We start from the raw sequence: 15,681 nt of genomic DNA, 5'->3' as shown, positions 1-15,681 counted from the left end.
TGTCGGATCACCGGAAAGGACCCGTAAAGTGATAATGATTATCATCTACATATCACAACGTGCGTGGAGGCCATCAAACCACGTCAAATAATCAATTATGACGCAGGTATCGTATTAATTGATCTGCATCAACTTAACGTAAAAACAACTTCAGACAATACAAATCAGCGACACTGAATACGGGGCAACCTCATGTCAACGAAGAACAGAACCCGCAGAACAACAACCCGCAACATCCGCTTTCCTAACCAAATGATTGAACAAATTAACATCGCTCTTGAGCAAAAAGGGTCCGGGAATTTCTCAGCCTGGGTCATTGAAGCCTGCCGTCGGAGACTAACGTCAGAAAAGAGAGCATATACATCAATTAAAAGTGATGAAGAATGAACATCCCGCGTTCTTCCCTCCGAACAGGACGATATTGTAAATTCACTTAATTACGAGGGCATTGCAGTAATTGAGTTGCAGTTTTACCACTTTCCTGACAGTGACAGACTGCGTGTTGGCTCTGTCACAGACTAAATAGTTTGAATGATTAGCAGTTATGGTGATCAGTCAACCACCAGGGAATAATCCTTCATATTATTATCGTGCTTCACCAACGCTGCCTCAATTGCTCTGAATGCTTCCAGAGACACCTTATGTTCTATACATGCAATTACAACATCAGGGTAACTCATAGAAATGGTGCTATTAAGCATATTTTTTACACGAATCAGATCCACGGAGGGATCATCAGCAGATTGTTCTTTATTCATTTTGTCGCTCCATGCGCTTGCTCTTCATCTAGCGGTTAAAATATTACTTCAAATCTTTCTGTATGAAGATTTGAGCACGTTGGCCTTACATACATCTGTCGGTTGTATTTCCCTCCAGAATGCCAGCAGGACCGCACTTTGTTACGCAACCAATACTATTAAGTGAAAACATTCCTAATATTTGACATAAATCATCAACAAAACACAAGGAGGTCAGACCAGATTGAAACGATAAAAACGATAATGCAAACTACGCGCCCTCGTATCACATGGAAGGTTTTACCAATGGCTCAGGTTGCCATTTTTAAAGAAATATTCGATCAAGTGCGAAAAGATTTAGACTGTGAATTGTTTTATTCTGAACTAAAACGTCACAACGTCTCACATTATATTTACTATCTAGCCACAGATAATATTCACATCGTGTTAGAAAACGATAACACCGTGTTAATAAAAGGACTTAAAAAGGTTGTAAATGTTAAATTCTCAAGAAACACGCATCTTATAGAAACGTCCTATGATAGGTTGAAATCAAGAGAAATCACATTTCAGCAATACAGGGAAAATCTTGCTAAAGCAGGAGTTTTCCGATGGGTTACAAATATCCATGAACATAAAAGATATTACTATACCTTTGATAATTCATTACTATTTACTGAGAGCATTCAGAACACTACACAAATCTTTCCACGCTAAATCATAACGTCCGGTTTCTTCCGTGTCAGCACCGGGGCGTTGGCATAATGCAATACGTGTACGCGCTAAACCCTGTGTGCATCGTTTTAATTATTCCCGGACACTCCCGCAGAGAAGTTCCCCGTCAGGGCTGTGGACATAGTTAATCCGGGAATACAATGACGATTCATCGCACCTGACATACATTAATAAATATTAACAATATGAAATTTCAACTCATTGTTTAGGGTTTGTTTAATTTTCTACACATACGATTCTGCGAACTTCAAAAAGCATCGGGAATAACACCATGAAAAAAATGCTACTCGCTACTGCGCTGGCCCTGCTTATTACAGGATGTGCTCAACAGACGTTTACTGTTCAAAACAAACCGGCAGCAGTAGCACCAAAGGAAACCATCACCCATCATTTCTTCGTTTCTGGAATTGGGCAGAAGAAAACTGTCGATGCAGCCAAAATTTGTGGCGGCGCAGAAAATGTTGTTAAAACAGAAACCCAGCAAACATTCGTAAATGGATTGCTCGGTTTTATTACTTTAGGCATTTATACTCCGCTGGAAGCGCGTGTGTATTGCTCACAATAATTGCATGAGTTGCCCATCGATATGGGCAACTCTATCTGCACTGCTCATTAATATACTTCTGGGTTCCTTCCAGTTGTTTTTGCATAGTGATCAGCCTCTCTCTGAGGGTGAAATAATCCCGTTCAGCGGTGTCTGCCAGTCGGGGGGAGGCTGCATTATCCACGCCGGAGGCGGTGGTGGCTTCACGCACTGACTGACAGACTGCTTTGATGTGCAACCGACGACGACCAGCGGCAACATCATCACGCAGAGCATCATTTTCAGCTTTAGCATCAGCTAACTCCTTCGTGTATTTTGCATCGAGCGCAGCAACATCACGCTGACGCATCTGCATGTCAGTAATTGCCGCGTTCGCCAGCTTCAGTTCTCTGGCATTTTTGTCGCGCTGGGCTTTGTAGGTAATGGCGTTATCACGGTAATGATTAACAGCCCATGACAGGCAGACGATGATGCAGATAACCAGAGCGGAGATAATCGCGGTGACTCTGCTCATACATCAATCTCTCTGACCGTTCCGCCCGCTTCTTTGAATTTTGCAATCAGGCTGTCAGCCTTATGCTCGAACTGACCATAACCAGCGCCCGGCAGTGAAGCCCAGATATTGCTGCAACGGTCGATTGCCTGACGGATATCACCACGATCAATCATAGGTAAAGCGCCACGCTCCTTAATCTGCTGCAATGCCACAGCGTCCTGACTTTTCGGAGAGAAGTCTTTCAGGCCAAGCTGCTTGCGGTAGGCATCCCACCAACGGGAAAGAAGCTGGTAGCGTCCGGCGCCTGTTGATTTGAGTTTTGGGTTTAGCGTGACAAGTTTGCGAGGGTGATCGGAGTAATCAGTAAATAGCTCTCCGCCTACAATGACGTCATAACCATGATTTCTGGTTTTCTGACGTCCGTTATCAGTTCCCTCCGACCACGCCAGCATATCGAGGAACGCCTTACGTTGATTATTGATTTCTACCATCTTCTACTCCGGCTTTTTTAGCAGCGAAGCGTTTGATAAGCGAACCAATCGAGTCAGTACCGATGTAGCCGATAAACACGCTCGTTATATAAGCGAGATTGCTACTTAGTCCGGCGAAGTCGAGAAGGTCACGAATGAACTAGGCGATAATGGCGCACATCGTTGCGTCGATTACTGTTTTTGTAAACGCACCGCCATTATATCTGCCGCGAAGGTACGCCATTGCAAACGCAAGGATTGCCCCGATGCCTTGTTCCTTTGCCGCGAGAATGGCGGCCAACAGGTCATGTTTTTCTGGCATCTTCATGTCTTACCCCCAATAAGGGGATTTGCTCTATTTAATTAGGAATAAGGTCGATTACTGATAGAACAAATCCAGGCTACTGTGTTTAGTAATCAGATTTGTTCGTGACCGATATGCACGGGCAAAACGGCAGGAGGTTGTTAGCGCGACCTCCTGCCACCCGCTTTCACGAAGGTCATGTGTAAAAGGCCGCAGCGTAACTATTACTAATGAATTCAGGACAGACAGTGGCTACGGCTCAGTTTGGGTTGTGCTGTTGCTGGGCGGCGATGACGCCTGTACGCATTTGGTGATCCGGTTCTGCTTCCGGTATTCGCTTAATTCAGCACAACGGAAAGAGCACTGGCTAACCAGGCTCGCCGACTCTTCACGATTATCGACTCAATGCTCTTACCTGTTGTGCAGATATAAAAAATCCCGAAACCGTTATGCAGGCTCTAACTATTACCTGCGAACTGTTTCGGGATTGCATTTTGCAGACCTCTCTGCCTGCGATGGTTGGAGTTCCAGACGATACGTCGAAGTGACCAACTAGGCGGAATCGGTAGTAAGCGCCGCCTCTTTTCATCTCACTACCACAACGAGCGAATTAACCCATCGTTGAGTCAAATTTACCCAATTTTATTCAATAAGTCAATATCATGCCGTTAATATGTTGCCATCCGTGGCAATCATGCTGCTAACGTGTGACCGCATTCAAAATGTTGTCTGCGATTGACTCTTCTTTGTGGCATTGCACCACCAGAGCGTCATACAGCGGCTTAACAGTGCGTGACCAGGTGGGTTGGGTAAGGTTTGGGATTAGCATCGTCACAGCGCGATATGCTGCGCTTGCTGGCATCCTTGAATAGCCGACGCCTTTGCATCTTCCGCACTCTTTCTCGACAACTCTCCCCCACAGCTCTGTTTTGGCAATATCAACCGCACGGCCTGTACCATGGCAATCTCTGCATCTTGCCCCCGGCGTCGCGGCACTACGGCAATAATCCGCATAAGCGAATGTTGCGAGCACTTGCAGTACCTTTGCCTTAGTATTTCCTTCAAGCTTTGCCACACCACGGTATTTCCCCGATACCTTGTGTGCAAATTGCATCAGATAGTTGATAGCCTTTTGTTTGTCGTTCTGGCTGAGTTCGTGCTTACCGCAGAATGCAGCCATACCGAATCCGGCTTGTGATTGCGCCATCCCCATAGCAGCCATCACATCAGTACCGGAAAGAGAGTCAGAAGCCGTGGCCCGTGGTGAGTCGCTCATCATCGGGCTTTTTGGCGAATGAAATTTAGCTACGCTTTCGAGTCTCATGCGCCTTCTCCCTGTACCTGAATCAATGTTAGGTTTCCGCAGAACACTGCGCCGGTATCGATATACATTTGGTTGGCAAACTTGAGTGGTTTCACTGCTGGCGTATGACCAAAGATGAACGTGTCCGCGCCTTTGATTTCTTTCACGATCCCGTTTTGTGAGTTGCTGATTCGTTCGCGGTTCCAGATTACCTGCTGATGATCAACTGGCTTTCCAAACTCGTATTCGTCAAAGGGATAATCGGCGTGGCAGATAACATATTTTTTATCTTTGCTCACCAGTTCGATGATTAACGGAAGTTCATCTGCTTTATGGGCAAGAGCTTTAGCCAGAATTTCTTTGTCGTAATCGAGATTAAAGAACCAGCCACCGCCATTAAGCAGCCAGTGATTAACGTTTCCACGCTCTGATAAGCCATCAATCATCATTTGCTCATGGTTTCCACGTACAGCTCTGAACCAGGGGAATGTGATTAATTCCAGGCATTCAACGTTCTCTGCACCACGATCAACCAAATCGCCCACCGAGATAAGCAGGTCTTTTTTGTTGTCGAATCCAATCGTATCCAGTTTGTTCATCAGGTTCGTGTAGCATCCGTGCAGATCGCCAACTACCCAAATATTTCGGTATTTGCTGCCATCAATTTTTTCGTAATAGCGCATCTCTTTCACTCCATCCGCGATGAACCATGAGAACGTCGTTGACGATGGCGTGCATTTTCCCGTCTTTATCATCAACGTATTTTCTGACCGTACCGCGACTACATTTCAGTCTGCGTGCTACTTCTGTCTGATTTCCGTATGTTTCAACGAGCATGTCTGGAATGGTTTTTACTGAGAACGTCATGCGGCCTCACTTCTGCTATTTCGCAGGTCTTTGAGTTTCTGTTGGTACTCTGCCTTGATCGCCTTGCACTCTTCGATAGTCCAGCGATGGCGGTTATGGTTTGATTCGATTTCGTCTACTGCTTCCTGCCCGATGCGGCTAATCAGTTCGACGCGATACGGAACGAGATTTCCGCTTTTGTGCTGGTTGCACACCACGCATTGCTTGTGAATATTGCGTTCATTAAATCGGAGTTGAGGTGCCGCAGCAGTTGTCCGGTAATGTCCGGCATCCCACTGAGCAGACGTGAGCGTTCCGCACGAGATACATGGTAAGTCGCGGTCTCTTTCTCTGATGAAGGCGTTTACGGCTTGTTGGGCTTGTTTAATCCAGTAACTGCGGGGCTTTAAGGCGAGTTTTCGAATCTTAAGTTTATCTTTCTGTTTCTGCTCCTCTCGTCGTCGTTTCTTCTCTGCTGCTTTTTCCGCTTTTTCGCGTTCTTTACTTCGTCGTTCGAGTGCTATCTTGGTTCCACACTCTGGAGAGCACCACCACTGATTAGCGAATGCAGGGTGAAACCATTCCCGGCATTCATCGTTTTTACATCGTCTTCGCGCTGGTTTAGCCATCATCTTCTTCCTCGTGCATCGAGCTATTCGGATCGCTCATCAGTTCTGCGCAGCAGTGCTCACACACGTGAACTTCCAGCACATGCAGCTTCTGACCGCAGTTAGCGCACGTTAAAGCTCGCTCGACGCTTTCTTGTTCGTAACTTCGATTTTGGTCAATCACCTTGTTTTCCTCGCACGACGTCTTAGCCACCGGATATCCCACAGGTGAGCCGTGTAGTTGAAGGTTTTTACGTCAGATTCTTTTGGGATTGGCTTGGGTTTATTTCTGGTGCGTTTCGTTGGAAGGTATTTGCAGTTTTCGCAGATTATGTCGGTGATACTTCGTCGCTGTCTCGCCACACGTCCTCCTTTTCCTGCGGTAGTGGTAACACCCCTGTTGGTGTTCTTTCACACCGGAGACACCATCGATTCCAGTAAGGTTGATTTGGTCGGAAGCGGTTATCTTCTTTGCATTCACCGCACCGATAACATCGCATCATGCAGCTTCCCTCCCGAAGTCGAAATCAAGCTGCCCTCCAAATATTTCGCATGACTCAGAACAAGAGCCGGTATCGAATCTTTTAGCTCGTACCATGTCCTGATACAGGGCTTGATAATCATTTTCTGAATACATTTTCGCGATACCGTCCAGCGACATTCTTCCTCGGTACATAATCTCCTTTGGCGTTTCCCGATGTCCGTCACGCACATGGGATCCCGTGATGACCTCATTAAAAACACGCTGCAATCCCTCCTCATCTTTGCAGGCAAGTCCGATTTTTTGCGTTGATTTTTTAATGCAGAATATGCAGTTACCGAGATGTTCCGGTATTTGCAAATCGAATGGTTGTTGCTTCCACCATGCGAGGATATCTTCCTTCTCAAAGTCTGACAGTTCAGCAAGATATCTGATTCCAGGCTTTGGCTTTAGCCGCTTCGGTTCATCAGCTCTGATGCCAATCCACGTGGTGTAATTCCCTCGCCCGAAATGGTCATCACAGTATTTGGTGAAGGGAACGAGTTTTAATCTGTCAGTGCAGAACGCGCCGCCGACGTATGGAGTGCCATATTTCTTTACCATATCGATAAATGGCTTCAGAACAGGCATTCGCGTCTGAATATCCTTTGGTTCCCATACCGTATAACCATTTGGCTGTCCAAGCTCCGGGTTGATATCAACCTGCAATACGGTGAGCGGTATATCCCAGAACTTCACAACTTCCCTGACAAACCGATATGTCATTGGATGTTCACAACCTGTATCCATGAAAACGTAATGCACGTCTTTACCTGCCCGTCGCTTTTGCTCCATTAGCCAGAGCAAATATGCTGACGTCCTGCCACCGGAGAAACTAACGACATTTATCATGCAGCCCTGTCTCCCCATCTCGCTTTCCACTCCAGAGCCAGTCTCGCTTCGTCTGACCACTTAACGCCACGCTCTGTACCGAATGCCTGTATAAGCTCTAATAGCTCCGCAAATTCGCCTACACGCATCCTGCTGGTTGACTGGCCTATTACCACAAAGCCATTCCCGGCAAGGTTAGGAACAACATCCTGCTGCTTTAATGCTGCGGTAAACACACACTTCCAGCTTTCTGCATCCAGCCAGCGACCATGCCATTCAACCTGACGAGAGACGTCACCTAAGCAGGCCCATAGCTTCCTGTTTTGGTCTAAGCTGCGGTTGCGTTCCTGAATGGTTACTACGATTGGTTTGGTTGGGTCTGGAAGGATTTGCTGTACTGCGTGAATAGCGTTTTGCTGATGTGCTGGAGATCGAATTTCAAAGGTTAGTTTTTTCATGACTTCCCTCTCCCCCAAATAAAAAGGCCTGCGATTACCAGCAGGCCTGTTATTAGCTCAGTAATGTAGATGGTCATCTTTTAACTCCATATACCGCCAATACCCGTTTCATCGCGGCACTCTGGCGACACTCCTTAAAAACCAGGTTCGTGCTCATCTTTCCTTCCCGTTCTTCCCTGGTAGCAAACCGGTAATACACCGTTCGCCAGACCTTACCTTCGATAACCAGAAGACCTGCCCGTGCCATTTTAGCCGCGGCCTGATTTATGCTGGTTACTGTTGCGCCTGTTAGCGCGGCAACGTCCGGCGCACAGAAGCTATTATGCGTCCCCAGGTAATGAATAATTGCCTCTTTGCCCGTCATACACTTGCTCCTTTCAGTCCGAACTTAGCTTTGATTTCTGCGATCTTCGCCAGAGCCTGTGCACGATTTAGAGGTCTACCGCCCATGACAGGAAGTTGTTTTACTGGTTCAGGGATCGCCTCACCACGGTTAATTCTCGCAGTCATATGGACAAGCTCATCTGCGGCCTTACGGCGTAATTCCGCATCAGTAAGCGCATTGGCCCGCATGTTCTGATACAGGTTGGTAACCAGCCAGTAGTGCGCGTTTGATTTCCACGGATAAGACTCCGCATCCGGATACAGGCCTCGCTTCCGGCAATACTCGTAAACCATATCAACCAGCTCGCTGACGTTTGGCAGTCCGGCGGTAACGGATGCTTCTTCCCGGCACCATGCAACAAACTGCCCGGGTGATGGCAGAAATGGTCGATTCTGCCGACGGGCTACGCGCATTCCTGCGTTAACCTGTTCCATCGTGGTGATCCCGTTTTCCCGAAAAGCCAGAACCCACTGGCGACGGATTTCGTTCACTTCGTTCTGGTCACGGTTAGCCAGGCTCGCCGGGAAAGTTGCCAGTAACTGGCTGAACACACCGTTGATGATCTGCGCTACCTGCTGTACCTGCGGCTTTTCGTCGTACTGTTCCGGCATGTTGTTGGCGATCCGACGCATCTGCTCACGGTCAAAGTTAACCATCTGTGCGGCGATGTTTTTCATAGATCCACCCCGTAAATCCAGTCTGTGTTTGTCAGGTCGAGTTTTGGTTTGCTGGCTGTCACGCCTGCCTGTTGCTTGTTACGGTTGATTTCGAGTTGGGTCCACTTATCGCGGAGTTTGGCCGGGCTCAGCACGTTACCGGACCAGAAGTTGTCCTGGCATGCCCAGCGGAACAGCACACACATGTCGCGGTGGTTACGTCCGTCACGTTCACGCATCAGGCGGATATCGTTAGCCCACCCAGCAAAATTCGGTTTTCTGGCTGATGGTGCGATAGTCTTCACCATGTCAAACATCCACTCTGCGGCGGTCAGGTCTTCTGCTGTCCCCCACTTGCTGCCGCTCTGAATTGCAGCATCCGGTTTCACCACAGAAAGGTCGTTTTCTGGCTGGTCAGAGGATTCGCCAGAATTCTCTGACGAATAATCTTTTCTTTTTTCTTTTGTAATAGTGTCTTTTGTGTCCCCCTGTTTTGAGGGATAGCAATCCCCCAATTTGAGGGATGTTTTATCCCTCGTTTTAGGGGATTTTCCCTCGTTTTGAGGGATGCACCATTCTGAGATGTTTTTATTTGGTCCAAACATGCCGCCTTGCTGCTTGATAATATTCATTCTGACGAGTTCTAACTTGGCTTCATTGCACCGTTTGACAGGTAACTTTGTAATCTCGCTAAGTTGAGAATCGGTGATTCTGTCCATTGGTTTATTCCACCCATAGGTTTTACGCAGAATGGCAAGCAGCACTTTAAACTGTCGCTTGGTCAGATCTGCGCCCGAATAAGCCTCAAGCAGCATATTTGATAGTCTGGCGTAACCATCATCGAGATCTGCCACATTACGCTCCTGTCCGGCAAAGTTACCTCTGCCGAAGTTGAGTATTTTTGCTGTATTTGTCATAATGACTCCTGTTGATAGATCCAGTAATGACCTCAGAACTCCATCTGGATTTGTTCAGAACGCTCGGTTGCCGCCGGGCGTTTTTTATTGGTGAGAATCGCAGCAACTTGTCGCGCCAATCGAGCCATGTCGTCGTCAACGACCCCCCATTCAAGAACAGCAAGCAGCATTGAGAACTTTGGAATCCAGTCCCTCTTCCACCTGCTGATCTGCGACTTATCAACGCCCACAGCTTCCGCTGTCTTCTCAGTTCCAAGCATTGCGATTTTGTTAAGCAACGCACTCTCGATTCGTAGAGCCTCGTTGCGTTTGTTTGCACGAACCATATGTAAGTATTTCCTTAGATAACAATTGATTGAATGTATGCAAATAAATGCATACACCATAGGTGTGGTTTAATTTGATGCCCTTTTTCAGGGCTGGAATGTGTAAGAGCGGGGTTATTTATGCTGTTGTTTTTTTGTTACTCGGGAAGGGCTTTACCTCTTCCGCATAAACGCTTCCATCAGCGTTTATAGTTAAAAAAATCTTTCGGCCTGCATGAATGGCCTTGTTGATCGCGCTTTGATATACGCCGAGATCTTTAGCTGTCTTGGTTTGCCCAAAGCGCATTGCATAATCTTTCAGGGTTATGCGTTGTTCCATACAACCTCCTTAGTACATGCAACCATTATCACCGCCAGAGGTAAAATAGTCAACACGCACGGTGTTAGATATTTATCCCTTGCGGTGATAGATTTAACGTATGAGCACAAAAAAGAAACCATTAACACAAGAGCAGCTTGAGGACGCACGTCGCCTTAAAGCAATTTATGAAAAAAAGAAAAATGAACTTGGCTTATCCCAGGAATCTGTCGCAGACAAGATGGGGATGGGGCAGTCAGGCGTTGGTGCTTTATTTAATGGCATCAATGCATTAAATGCTTATAACGCCGCATTGCTTACAAAAATTCTCAAAGTTAGCGTTGAAGAATTTAGCCCTTCAATCGCCAGAGAAATCTACGAGATGTATGAAGCGGTTAGTATGCAGCCGTCACTTAGAAGTGAGTATGAGTACCCTGTTTTTTCTCATGTTCAGGCAGGGATGTTCTCACCTAAGCTTAGAACCTTTACCAAAGGTGATGCGGAGAGATGGGTAAGCACAACCAAAAAAGCCAGTGATTCTGCATTCTGGCTTGAGGTTGAAGGTAATTCCATGACCGCACCAACAGGCTCCAAGCCAAGCTTTCCTGACGGAATGTTAATTCTCGTTGACCCTGAGCAGGCTGTTGAGCCAGGTGATTTCTGCATAGCCAGACTTGGGGGTGATGAGTTTACCTTCAAGAAACTGATCAGGGATAGCGGTCAGGTGTTTTTACAACCACTAAACCCACAGTACCCAATGATCCCATGCAATGAGAGTTGTTCCGTTGTGGGGAAAGTTATCGCTAGTCAGTGGCCTGAAGAGACGTTTGGCTGATCGGCAAGGTGTTCTGGTCGGCGCATAGCTGATAACAATTGAGCAAGAATCTTCATCGAATTAGGGGAATTTTCACTCCCCTCAGAACATAACATAGTAAATGGATTGAATTATGAAGAATGGTTTTTATGCGACTTACCGCAGCAAAAATAAAGGGAAAGATAAGCGCTCAATAAACCTGTCTGTTTTCCTTAATTCTCTGCTGGCTGATAATCATCACCTGCAGGTTGGCTCCAATTATTTGTATATTCATAAAATCGATGGAAAAACTTTTCTCTTTACCAAAACAAATGACAAGAGTCTGGTTCAGAAGATAAATCGCTCTAAAGCTTCAGTTGAAGATATTAAGAACAGCCTCGCAGATGACGAATCATTGGGATTCCCATCTTTTTTGTTTGTTGAAGGCGACACCATTGGTTTTGCCAGAACTGTTTTCGGGCCGACCACATCCGATCTGACAGATTTTTTAATCGGGAAAGGAATGTCATTAAGCAGTGGAGAGCGCGTTCAGATAGAGCCACTGATGAGGGGAACCACCAAAGACGATGTTATGCATATGCATTTCATCGGCCGAACAACGGTGAAGGTAGAAGCCAAGCTACCTGTATTTGGCGATATATTAAAGGTCTTAGGGGCAACAGATATTGAAGGGGAGCTTTTTGACTCATTGGATATAGTCATTAAGCCAAAATTTAAAAGGGATATAAAAAAGGTTGCCAAGGATATTATTTTTAACCCGTCACCTCAATTTTCAGACATTAGCCTGCGGGCAAAAGATGAGGCCGGAGATATTTTAACAGAACATTATCTATCAGAAAAAGGCCATCTCTCAGCGCCTCTGAACAAGGTCACCAATGCTGAGATAGCTGAAGAGATGGCATATTGCTACGCAAGAATGAAAAGTGATATACTGGAATGTTTTAAAAGGCAGGTGGGCAAAGTTAAGGATTAATTATCAGGAGTAATTATGCGGAACAGAATCATGCCTGGTGTTTACATAGTAATAATTCCTTACGTTATCGTAAGCATTTGCTATCTCCTTTTCCGCCACTACATTCCTGGTGTTTCTTTTTCAGCTCATAGAGATGGTCTTGGGGCGACATTGTCATCATATGCAGGAACCATGATTGCAATCCTGATTGCTGCCTTGACGTTTCTAATCGGAAGCAGAACGCGCCGACTGGCCAAGATTAGAGAGTATGGGTATATGACATCGGTAGTTATTGTCTATGCCCTTAGTTTTGTTGAGCTTGGAGCTTTGTTTTTCTGCGGGTTATTGCTTCTTTCCAGCATAAGCGGCTACATGATACCCACTATCGCCATCGGCATTGCCTCTGCATCGTTCATTCATATATGCATCCTTGTTTTCCAACTATATAATTTGACCAGAGAACAAGAATAACCCGGCCTCAGCGCCGGGTTTTCTTTGCCTCACGATCGCCCCCAAAACACATAACCAATTGTATTTATTGAAAAATAAATAGATACAACTCACTAAACATAGCAATTCAGATCTCTCACCTACCAAACAATGCCCCCCTGCAAAAAATAAATTCATATAAAAAACATACAGATAACCATCTGCGGTGATAAATTATCTCTGGCGGTGTTGACATAAATACCACTGGCGGTGATACTGAGCACATCAGCAGGACGCACTGACCACCATGAAGGTGACGCTCTTAAAAATTAAGCCCTGAAGAAGGGCAGCATTCAAAGCAGAAGGCTTTGGGGTGTGTGATACGAAACGAAGCATTGGCCGTAAGTGCGATTCCGGATTAGCTGCCAATGTGCCAATCGCGGGGGGTTTTCGTTCAGGACTACAACTGCCACACACCACCAAAGCTAACTGACAGGAGAATCCAGATGGATGCACAAACACGCCGCCGCGAACGTCGCGCAGAGAAACAGGCTCAATGGAAAGCAGCAAATCCCCTGTTGGTTGGGGTAAGCGCAAAACCAGTTAACCGCCCTATTCTCTCGCTGAATCGCAAACCGAAATCACGAGTAGAAAGCGCACTAAATCCGATAGACCTTACAGTGCTGGCTGAATACCACAAACAGATTGAAAGCAACCTGCAACGTATTGAGCGCAAGAATCAGCGCACATGGTACAGCAAGCCTGGCGAACGCGGCATAACATGCAGTGGACGCCAGAAAATTAAGGGAAAATCGATTCCTCTTATCTAGTTACTTAGATATTGGCCTTGGCTTTATCTCAATATTATATGGATCATAGCTGGCAACTAATTCAGTCCAGTAAATATCCTCAATAGGGAATAATATATGCTTTCCATTCCATCGGGAAAAAGTTTTGTTCAACACACCAAGCTCAATCAACTCACTAATGTATGGGAATTGTTTTGATGTAACCACATACTTCCTGCCTTCATTAAGGGCTGCGCACAAAACCATAGATTGCTCTTCTGTAAGGTTTTGAATTACTGATCGCACTTTATCGTTTTGCATCTTAATGCGTTTTCTTAGCTTAAATCGCTTATATCTGGCGCTGGCAATAGCTGATAATCGATGCACATTAATTGCTAGCGAAAATGCAAGAGCAAAGACGAAAACATGCCACACATGAGGAATACCGATTCTCTCATTAACATATTCAGGCCAGTTATCTGGGCTTAAAAGCAGAAGTCCAACCCAGATAACGATCATATACATGGTTCTCTCCAGAGGTTCATTACTGAACACTCGTCCGAGAATAACGAGTGGATCCATTTCTATACTCATCAAACTGTAGGGGTTGTAATAGTTTATCCGATTTCTCGCTGTAGGGGTACACGAGAACCACCGAGCCTGATGTGGTTAAAAGACAGGCACAATCTTTACTACCGCAATCCACTATTTAAGGTGATATATGGAAGAAGAATTTGAAGAGTTCGAAGAGCATCCTCAGGATGTGATGGAACAATACCAGGACTATCCGTATGACTACGACTATTGATAAAAATCAATGGTGTGGACAATTCAAGCGATGCAATGGATGCAAGCTGCAATCGGAATGCATGGTTAAGCCTGAAGAAATGTTTCCTGTAATGGAAGATGGGAAATATGTCGATAAATGGGCAATACGAACGACGGCAATGATTGCCAGAGAACTTGGTAAACAGAACAACAAAGCTGCCTGATAGTGGCCTTTATTTTTGGCATAAATAACAGAATAAACACTGCACTGTGTATTCATTCCAACGAGTGAATACACGGAGCAATGTCGCTCGTAACTAAACAGGAGCCGACTTGTTCTGATTATTGGAAATCTTCTTTGCCCTCCAGTGTGAGGGCGATTTTTTATCTGTGAGGATATGAACAGATGTCAAACATCAAAAAATACATCATTGATTACGACTGGAAAGCATCAATAGAAATTGAAATCGACCATGACGTAATGACAGAGGAAAAACTTCACCAGATTAATAATTTCTGGTCAGACTCTGAATACCGACTCAATAAACACGGCTCTGTATTAAATGCTGTATTAATCATGCTGGCGCAACATGCTCTGCTTATAGCAATTTCAAGCGACTTAAATGCATATGGTGTTGTGTGTGAGTTCGACTGGAATGATGGAAATGGTCAGGAAGGATGGCCTCCAATGGATGGTAGCGAAGGAATAAGAATTACCGATATCGATACATCAGGAATATTTGATTCAGATGATATGACTATCAAGGCCGCCTGAGTGCGGTTTTACCGCATACCAATAACGCTTCACTCGAGGCGTTTTTCGTTATGTATAAATAAGGAGCACACCATGCAATATGCCATTGCAGGGTGGCCTGTTGCTGGCTGCCCTTCCGAATCTTTACTTGAACGAATCACCCGTAAATTACGTGACGGATGGAAACGCCTTATCGACATACTTAATCAGCCAGGAGTCCCAAAGAATGGATCAAACACTTATGGCTATCCAGACTAAATTCACTATCGCCACTTTTATTGGCGATGAAAAGATGTTTCGTGAAGCCGTCGACGCTTATAAAAAATGGATATTAATACTGAAACTGAGATCAAGCAAAAGCATTCACTAACCCCCTTTCCTGTTTTCCTAATCAGCCCGGCATTTCGCGGGCGATATTTTCACAGCTATTTCAGGAGTTCAGCCATGAACGCTTATTACATTCAGGATCGTCTTGAGGCTCAGAGCTGGGCGCGTCACTACCAGCAGCTCGCCCGTGAAGAGAAAGAGGCAGAACTGGCAGACGACATGGAAAAAGGCCTGCCCCAGCACCTGTTTGAATCGCTATGCATCGATCATTTGCAACGCCACGGGGCCAGCAAAAAATCCATTACCCGTGCGTTTGATGACGATGTTGAGTTTCAGGAGCGCATGGCAGAACACATCCGGTACATGGTTGAAACCATTGCTCACCACCAGGTTGATATTGATTCAGAGGTATAAA

30 protein-coding genes and 1 pseudogene are annotated in these 15,681 nt (G+C 45.7%); 12 read left to right on the top strand and 19 right to left on the bottom strand.

Going from position 1 to position 15,681, the window contains the following annotated elements:
* The first annotated feature begins 192 nt into the window (after positions 1–192).
* The gene (locus tag G4D79_RS34385) at positions 193–387 is read left to right on the top strand and encodes a YlcI/YnfO family protein (protein WP_001421937.1); all 195 of its coding nucleotides are present in this window, start codon (positions 193–195) and stop codon (positions 385–387) included.
* A gap of 164 nt (positions 388–551) precedes the next feature.
* Here G4D79_RS34385 and ybcW read toward each other — a convergent pair whose 3' ends face one another.
* Complete coding sequence (gene ybcW, locus G4D79_RS34380; RefSeq protein ID WP_001031427.1) at positions 552–758, bottom strand: protein YbcW; 207 nt, start codon at positions 756–758, stop codon at positions 552–554.
* A gap of 243 nt (positions 759–1,001) precedes the next feature.
* Between ybcW and G4D79_RS34375 the strand changes: the two genes are divergently transcribed.
* Together G4D79_RS34375 and bor are read left to right on the top strand one after the other, a co-directional pair.
* The gene (locus G4D79_RS34375) at positions 1,002–1,454 is read left to right on the top strand and encodes a DUF1398 domain-containing protein (protein WP_223248938.1); all 453 of its coding nucleotides are present in this window, start codon (positions 1,002–1,004) and stop codon (positions 1,452–1,454) included.
* Between the two features lie 289 nt (positions 1,455–1,743).
* A complete protein-coding gene (gene bor, locus G4D79_RS34370) occupies positions 1,744–2,037 on the top strand; it encodes a serum resistance lipoprotein Bor (RefSeq protein WP_000738492.1) in 294 nt (97 codons plus the stop codon).
* 31 nt (positions 2,038–2,068) lie between these two features.
* On the opposite strand, the gene rzpD is transcribed toward bor, so the two are convergent.
* From rzpD to G4D79_RS34280, 17 genes and pseudogenes are all read right to left on the bottom strand, one after another.
* Positions 2,069–2,530, bottom strand: coding sequence for a prophage endopeptidase RzpD (rzpD, locus tag G4D79_RS34365; RefSeq protein WP_000092275.1), 462 nt, complete (start codon positions 2,528–2,530; stop codon positions 2,069–2,071).
* Positions 2,527–3,003, bottom strand: a complete 477-nt coding sequence (locus G4D79_RS34360) for a glycoside hydrolase family protein (protein ID WP_000229403.1) — start codon at positions 3,001–3,003, stop codon at positions 2,527–2,529. Before G4D79_RS34360 ends, rzpD begins: the two co-directional genes overlap by 4 nt.
* A pseudogene (locus tag G4D79_RS34910) lies at positions 2,987–3,304 on the bottom strand (phage holin, lambda family). Before G4D79_RS34910 ends, G4D79_RS34360 begins: the two are co-directional and overlap by 17 nt.
* A gap of 682 nt (positions 3,305–3,986) precedes the next feature.
* Positions 3,987–4,610 (bottom strand): antitermination protein, encoded by a 624-nt coding sequence (locus tag G4D79_RS34345; protein ID WP_001235459.1) that lies wholly within the window; start codon positions 4,608–4,610, stop codon positions 3,987–3,989.
* Complete coding sequence (locus G4D79_RS34340; RefSeq protein WP_001271136.1) at positions 4,607–5,272, bottom strand: serine/threonine protein phosphatase; 666 nt, start codon at positions 5,270–5,272, stop codon at positions 4,607–4,609. Before G4D79_RS34340 ends, G4D79_RS34345 begins: the two co-directional genes overlap by 4 nt.
* Positions 5,250–5,456 carry a phage NinH family protein gene (locus tag G4D79_RS34335; RefSeq protein WP_002901791.1) on the bottom strand — a complete coding sequence of 69 codons (207 nt, stop codon included), beginning with the start codon at positions 5,454–5,456 and terminating at the stop codon, positions 5,250–5,252. Before G4D79_RS34335 ends, G4D79_RS34340 begins: the two co-directional genes overlap by 23 nt.
* Positions 5,453–6,064 (bottom strand): recombination protein NinG, encoded by a 612-nt coding sequence (locus G4D79_RS34330; RefSeq protein ID WP_001108044.1) that lies wholly within the window; start codon positions 6,062–6,064, stop codon positions 5,453–5,455. The genes G4D79_RS34335 and G4D79_RS34330 overlap by 4 nt, the downstream gene beginning before the upstream one ends.
* Entirely contained in the window at positions 6,057–6,227 is a 171-nt protein-coding gene (locus G4D79_RS35375) for a protein NinF (RefSeq protein ID WP_000566997.1), read from the bottom strand. The genes G4D79_RS34330 and G4D79_RS35375 overlap by 8 nt, the downstream gene beginning before the upstream one ends.
* Positions 6,224–6,406, bottom strand: a complete 183-nt coding sequence (locus G4D79_RS34320) for a NinE family protein (RefSeq protein ID WP_000113775.1) — start codon at positions 6,404–6,406, stop codon at positions 6,224–6,226. The genes G4D79_RS35375 and G4D79_RS34320 overlap by 4 nt, the downstream gene beginning before the upstream one ends.
* The gene (ninD, locus tag G4D79_RS34315) at positions 6,373–6,543 is read right to left on the bottom strand and encodes a protein NinD (protein WP_223368622.1); all 171 of its coding nucleotides are present in this window, start codon (positions 6,541–6,543) and stop codon (positions 6,373–6,375) included. The genes G4D79_RS34320 and ninD overlap by 34 nt, the downstream gene beginning before the upstream one ends.
* A complete protein-coding gene (locus G4D79_RS34310; RefSeq protein WP_227864649.1) occupies positions 6,543–7,445 on the bottom strand; it encodes a phosphoadenosine phosphosulfate reductase family protein in 903 nt (300 codons plus the stop codon). Before G4D79_RS34310 ends, ninD begins: the two co-directional genes overlap by 1 nt.
* On the bottom strand, positions 7,412–7,852 hold the full coding sequence (locus G4D79_RS34305) for a recombination protein NinB (RefSeq protein WP_000736903.1): 441 nt from the start codon (positions 7,850–7,852) through the stop codon (positions 7,412–7,414). The genes G4D79_RS34310 and G4D79_RS34305 overlap by 34 nt, the downstream gene beginning before the upstream one ends.
* A 73-nt stretch (positions 7,853–7,925) precedes the next feature.
* Positions 7,926–8,216 carry a protein ren gene (locus G4D79_RS34300; RefSeq protein ID WP_000145933.1) on the bottom strand — a complete coding sequence of 97 codons (291 nt, stop codon included), beginning with the start codon at positions 8,214–8,216 and terminating at the stop codon, positions 7,926–7,928.
* Positions 8,213–8,914 carry a replication protein P gene (locus G4D79_RS34295; RefSeq protein ID WP_000788910.1) on the bottom strand — a complete coding sequence of 234 codons (702 nt, stop codon included), beginning with the start codon at positions 8,912–8,914 and terminating at the stop codon, positions 8,213–8,215. Before G4D79_RS34295 ends, G4D79_RS34300 begins: the two co-directional genes overlap by 4 nt.
* Positions 8,911–9,810 (bottom strand): replication protein, encoded by a 900-nt coding sequence (locus G4D79_RS34290; protein ID WP_000185505.1) that lies wholly within the window; start codon positions 9,808–9,810, stop codon positions 8,911–8,913. Before G4D79_RS34290 ends, G4D79_RS34295 begins: the two co-directional genes overlap by 4 nt.
* A gap of 32 nt (positions 9,811–9,842) precedes the next feature.
* On the bottom strand, positions 9,843–10,136 hold the full coding sequence (locus G4D79_RS34285) for a lambda phage CII family protein (protein ID WP_000251069.1): 294 nt from the start codon (positions 10,134–10,136) through the stop codon (positions 9,843–9,845).
* A 118-nt stretch (positions 10,137–10,254) separates the two neighbouring features.
* Positions 10,255–10,455, bottom strand: coding sequence for a Cro/CI family transcriptional regulator (locus tag G4D79_RS34280; RefSeq protein WP_000437875.1), 201 nt, complete (start codon positions 10,453–10,455; stop codon positions 10,255–10,257).
* A gap of 100 nt (positions 10,456–10,555) precedes the next feature.
* Here G4D79_RS34280 and G4D79_RS34275 point away from each other — a divergent pair, with 100 nt between their 5' ends.
* The 4 genes from G4D79_RS34275 (at position 10,556) to G4D79_RS34260 (ending at position 13,459) form a co-directional block, all read left to right on the top strand.
* The gene (locus G4D79_RS34275) at positions 10,556–11,269 is read left to right on the top strand and encodes a LexA family transcriptional regulator (protein WP_000104864.1); all 714 of its coding nucleotides are present in this window, start codon (positions 10,556–10,558) and stop codon (positions 11,267–11,269) included.
* A 112-nt stretch (positions 11,270–11,381) separates the two neighbouring features.
* Positions 11,382–12,221: a protein rexA gene (locus tag G4D79_RS34270; RefSeq protein WP_000788349.1), complete on the top strand. Its 840-nt coding sequence runs from the start codon at positions 11,382–11,384 to the stop codon at positions 12,219–12,221.
* A 15-nt stretch (positions 12,222–12,236) separates the two neighbouring features.
* Positions 12,237–12,671, top strand: a complete 435-nt coding sequence (locus G4D79_RS34265) for a protein rexB (protein WP_001245922.1) — start codon at positions 12,237–12,239, stop codon at positions 12,669–12,671.
* A gap of 464 nt (positions 12,672–13,135) precedes the next feature.
* A complete protein-coding gene (locus G4D79_RS34260) occupies positions 13,136–13,459 on the top strand; it encodes an antitermination protein N (RefSeq protein ID WP_001564525.1) in 324 nt (107 codons plus the stop codon).
* Here the strand turns inward: G4D79_RS34260 and G4D79_RS34255 are convergent, their stop codons facing one another.
* Positions 13,460–14,011 (bottom strand): superinfection exclusion B family protein, encoded by a 552-nt coding sequence (locus G4D79_RS34255; protein ID WP_223248937.1) that lies wholly within the window; start codon positions 14,009–14,011, stop codon positions 13,460–13,462.
* A 197-nt stretch (positions 14,012–14,208) separates the two neighbouring features.
* Here G4D79_RS34255 and G4D79_RS34250 point away from each other — a divergent pair, with 197 nt between their 5' ends.
* The 5 genes from G4D79_RS34250 to G4D79_RS34230 all read left to right on the top strand — a co-directional run bounded on the left by G4D79_RS34250 (position 14,209) and on the right by G4D79_RS34230 (position 15,680).
* Positions 14,209–14,409: an antirestriction Ral family protein gene (locus G4D79_RS34250; RefSeq protein WP_000213975.1), complete on the top strand. Its 201-nt coding sequence runs from the start codon at positions 14,209–14,211 to the stop codon at positions 14,407–14,409.
* A gap of 182 nt (positions 14,410–14,591) precedes the next feature.
* On the top strand, positions 14,592–14,960 hold the full coding sequence (locus G4D79_RS34245; RefSeq protein ID WP_000065374.1) for a DUF2528 family protein: 369 nt from the start codon (positions 14,592–14,594) through the stop codon (positions 14,958–14,960).
* 72 nt (positions 14,961–15,032) lie between these two features.
* Positions 15,033–15,197, top strand: coding sequence for a protease FtsH-inhibitory lysogeny factor CIII (locus G4D79_RS34240; RefSeq protein ID WP_001198861.1), 165 nt, complete (start codon positions 15,033–15,035; stop codon positions 15,195–15,197).
* Positions 15,166–15,309 (top strand): host cell division inhibitory peptide Kil, encoded by a 144-nt coding sequence (kil, locus tag G4D79_RS34235; RefSeq protein WP_000372937.1) that lies wholly within the window; start codon positions 15,166–15,168, stop codon positions 15,307–15,309. Before G4D79_RS34240 ends, kil begins: the two co-directional genes overlap by 32 nt.
* 74 nt (positions 15,310–15,383) lie before the next feature.
* The gene (locus G4D79_RS34230) at positions 15,384–15,680 is read left to right on the top strand and encodes a host-nuclease inhibitor Gam family protein (RefSeq protein ID WP_000995451.1); all 297 of its coding nucleotides are present in this window, start codon (positions 15,384–15,386) and stop codon (positions 15,678–15,680) included.
* The last annotated feature ends 1 nt before the right edge of the window (position 15,681 follow it).

The sequence above is a fragment of the Rhodococcus sp. WY5 genome, assembly GCF_018588185.1.
Lineage (GTDB): Bacteria > Actinomycetota > Actinomycetes > Mycobacteriales > Mycobacteriaceae > Rhodococcus_F > Rhodococcus_F qingshengii.
This window is presented reverse-complemented; position numbering and strand designations above follow the sequence as displayed.

Excerpts from the sequence above, each read along its gene's own strand:
- G4D79_RS34385 (WP_001421937.1), top strand. The coding sequence starts at position 193 with ATGTCAACGAAGAACAGAACCCGCAGAACAACAACCCGCAACATCCGC.
- ybcW (WP_001031427.1), bottom strand. The coding sequence starts at position 758 with ATGAATAAAGAACAATCTGCTGATGATCCCTCCGTGGATCTGATTCGT.
- G4D79_RS34375 (WP_223248938.1), top strand. The coding sequence starts at position 1,002 with ATGCAAACTACGCGCCCTCGTATCACATGGAAGGTTTTACCAATGGCT.
- bor (WP_000738492.1), top strand. The coding sequence starts at position 1,744 with ATGAAAAAAATGCTACTCGCTACTGCGCTGGCCCTGCTTATTACAGGA.
- rzpD (WP_000092275.1), bottom strand. The coding sequence starts at position 2,530 with ATGAGCAGAGTCACCGCGATTATCTCCGCTCTGGTTATCTGCATCATC.
- G4D79_RS34360 (WP_000229403.1), bottom strand. The coding sequence starts at position 3,003 with ATGGTAGAAATCAATAATCAACGTAAGGCGTTCCTCGATATGCTGGCG.
- G4D79_RS34345 (WP_001235459.1), bottom strand. The coding sequence starts at position 4,610 with ATGAGACTCGAAAGCGTAGCTAAATTTCATTCGCCAAAAAGCCCGATG.
- G4D79_RS34340 (WP_001271136.1), bottom strand. The coding sequence starts at position 5,272 with ATGCGCTATTACGAAAAAATTGATGGCAGCAAATACCGAAATATTTGG.
- G4D79_RS34335 (WP_002901791.1), bottom strand. The coding sequence starts at position 5,456 with ATGACGTTCTCAGTAAAAACCATTCCAGACATGCTCGTTGAAACATAC.
- G4D79_RS34330 (WP_001108044.1), bottom strand. The coding sequence starts at position 6,064 with ATGGCTAAACCAGCGCGAAGACGATGTAAAAACGATGAATGCCGGGAA.
- ninD (WP_223368622.1), bottom strand. The coding sequence starts at position 6,543 with ATGCGATGTTATCGGTGCGGTGAATGCAAAGAAGATAACCGCTTCCGA.
- G4D79_RS34305 (WP_000736903.1), bottom strand. The coding sequence starts at position 7,852 with ATGAAAAAACTAACCTTTGAAATTCGATCTCCAGCACATCAGCAAAAC.
- G4D79_RS34300 (WP_000145933.1), bottom strand. The coding sequence starts at position 8,216 with ATGACGGGCAAAGAGGCAATTATTCATTACCTGGGGACGCATAATAGC.
- G4D79_RS34295 (WP_000788910.1), bottom strand. The coding sequence starts at position 8,914 with ATGAAAAACATCGCCGCACAGATGGTTAACTTTGACCGTGAGCAGATG.
- G4D79_RS34290 (WP_000185505.1), bottom strand. The coding sequence starts at position 9,810 with ATGACAAATACAGCAAAAATACTCAACTTCGGCAGAGGTAACTTTGCC.
- G4D79_RS34285 (WP_000251069.1), bottom strand. The coding sequence starts at position 10,136 with ATGGTTCGTGCAAACAAACGCAACGAGGCTCTACGAATCGAGAGTGCG.
- G4D79_RS34280 (WP_000437875.1), bottom strand. The coding sequence starts at position 10,455 with ATGGAACAACGCATAACCCTGAAAGATTATGCAATGCGCTTTGGGCAA.
- G4D79_RS34275 (WP_000104864.1), top strand. The coding sequence starts at position 10,556 with ATGAGCACAAAAAAGAAACCATTAACACAAGAGCAGCTTGAGGACGCA.
- G4D79_RS34270 (WP_000788349.1), top strand. The coding sequence starts at position 11,382 with ATGAAGAATGGTTTTTATGCGACTTACCGCAGCAAAAATAAAGGGAAA.
- G4D79_RS34265 (WP_001245922.1), top strand. The coding sequence starts at position 12,237 with ATGCGGAACAGAATCATGCCTGGTGTTTACATAGTAATAATTCCTTAC.
- G4D79_RS34260 (WP_001564525.1), top strand. The coding sequence starts at position 13,136 with ATGGATGCACAAACACGCCGCCGCGAACGTCGCGCAGAGAAACAGGCT.
- G4D79_RS34255 (WP_223248937.1), bottom strand. The coding sequence starts at position 14,011 with ATGAGTATAGAAATGGATCCACTCGTTATTCTCGGACGAGTGTTCAGT.
- G4D79_RS34250 (WP_000213975.1), top strand. The coding sequence starts at position 14,209 with ATGACTACGACTATTGATAAAAATCAATGGTGTGGACAATTCAAGCGA.
- G4D79_RS34245 (WP_000065374.1), top strand. The coding sequence starts at position 14,592 with ATGTCAAACATCAAAAAATACATCATTGATTACGACTGGAAAGCATCA.
- G4D79_RS34240 (WP_001198861.1), top strand. The coding sequence starts at position 15,033 with ATGCAATATGCCATTGCAGGGTGGCCTGTTGCTGGCTGCCCTTCCGAA.
- kil (WP_000372937.1), top strand. The coding sequence starts at position 15,166 with ATGGATCAAACACTTATGGCTATCCAGACTAAATTCACTATCGCCACT.
- G4D79_RS34230 (WP_000995451.1), top strand. The coding sequence starts at position 15,384 with ATGAACGCTTATTACATTCAGGATCGTCTTGAGGCTCAGAGCTGGGCG.